The sequence below is a fragment of the Intestinimonas sp. MSJ-38 genome, assembly GCF_018917925.1.
In the GTDB taxonomy this organism is placed as follows: Bacteria; Bacillota; Clostridia; order Oscillospirales; family Butyricicoccaceae; genus Pseudobutyricicoccus.
The window spans coordinates 1-1,301 of record NZ_JAHLPO010000067.1; the positions used below are offsets into that span (position 1 = coordinate 1).

The 1,301-nt window shown below is 47.6% G+C and carries 2 protein-coding genes; both read left to right on the forward strand.

The window, feature by feature from the left end; translation table 11 throughout:
- The first annotated feature begins 61 nt into the window (after positions 1–61).
- Positions 62–415, forward strand: a complete 354-nt coding sequence (locus KQI26_RS15075; RefSeq protein WP_216505052.1) for a helix-turn-helix domain-containing protein — start codon at positions 62–64, stop codon at positions 413–415.
- Positions 409–1,254, forward strand: coding sequence for an IS3 family transposase (locus KQI26_RS15080; protein ID WP_253292906.1), 846 nt, complete (start codon positions 409–411; stop codon positions 1,252–1,254). The genes KQI26_RS15075 and KQI26_RS15080 overlap by 7 nt, the downstream gene beginning before the upstream one ends.
- Positions 1,255–1,301: the final 47 nt, after the last annotated feature.

Genomic DNA, 1,301 nt, shown 5'->3' on the forward strand with positions numbered 1-1,301 from the left:
TGAACTGCACCCCATTTGTTAGACAGTATGATATACTATCTAACAAGTGGGGTGTTTTGCTATGCCAAAAGGAGTATCAAACAAACGATATACGCCGGAGTTCAAGAGAATGGTTGTAGAAACCATGAAAAAAGGACATCTGAGTATCTATGCAGCGATGCAGGAATTTGGAATTAACGACCATAAAATTATAGAGCGCTGGGAACGCATTTATTTGGAAGAAGGGCCGGAAGGGTTAGCCATCGAACGGCGTGGCCGCAGCAGTAAGGGTCGTCCGCCAAAGCAGTTGCCGAAGCAGGTAGAAGAAGATCTGCTGGCAGAAGTCCAACGGTTGCGTGCGGAGAATGATTACCTAAAAAATTTGCAAGCCTTGGTTTTGGAAGACGAGCGACGCCAGCACAAAAAACGCTGGTAGTTCAGAAGCTAAGGCAAAAACACGCACTCAGTATTCTTCTCTCAATCGCTCAACTGCCCCGTGCATCTTTCTACTATCATTTGAAGCAGATGCAGAAAGAAGACAAATATGCATCTGTTAAGGAAGAAATCACAACGATTTACCACGAAAACAGGGGCCGGTACGGCTATCGCCGGATCACGGCAGAACTTCGCAAGCGTAAATTCTCTGTGAACCACAAGACTGTCCAGCGGCTTATGAAAGAGTTGGGCTTAGTTTGCCGTGTCAGGATGAAGAAGTATCGCTCTTATAAGGGAGAAGTGGGCAAAATTGCGCCAAATCTGTTGAACCGGGACTTCCATGCGGACAGGCCGAACCAGAAGTGGGTTACAGATGTGACGGAGTTCAGTTTGTTTGGAGAGAAGCTCTATCTCTCTCCCGTCCTTGATCTGTGCAGCAGCGATCTGGTCAGTTACACCATATCGGATCGTCCCGTACTCAGCATGGTAACCACCATGCTGGACGAGGCGTTTGCACAGATCCCGGCCGGAACAAACCTGATTCTCCATTCTGACCAGGGCTGGCAGTACCAACACAAACAATACCAACAGATGCTCCGGGAGAAAGGTGTTCGCCAGAGCATGAGCCGCAAGGGAAACTGTCTGGACAATGCTGTGATAGAAAATTTCTTCGGGCTGCTCAAAAGTGAGCTGCTGTATTTGCAGGAGTTCCGCTCCATGGAACACTTCAAACTGGAACTGATCGAATATCTGGACTATTACAACAATCGGCGCATCAAGGCAAAGCTAAAGGGCTTGCCGCCTGCAATTCACAGACAGCAAGCCCTTTCGGCTGCTTGAACAATTTTTACTTCAGAATATTGTCTAACTTTTTGGGGTCACTTCAA

Excerpts from the sequence above, each read along its gene's own strand:
- KQI26_RS15075 (WP_216505052.1), top strand. The coding sequence starts at position 62 with ATGCCAAAAGGAGTATCAAACAAACGATATACGCCGGAGTTCAAGAGA.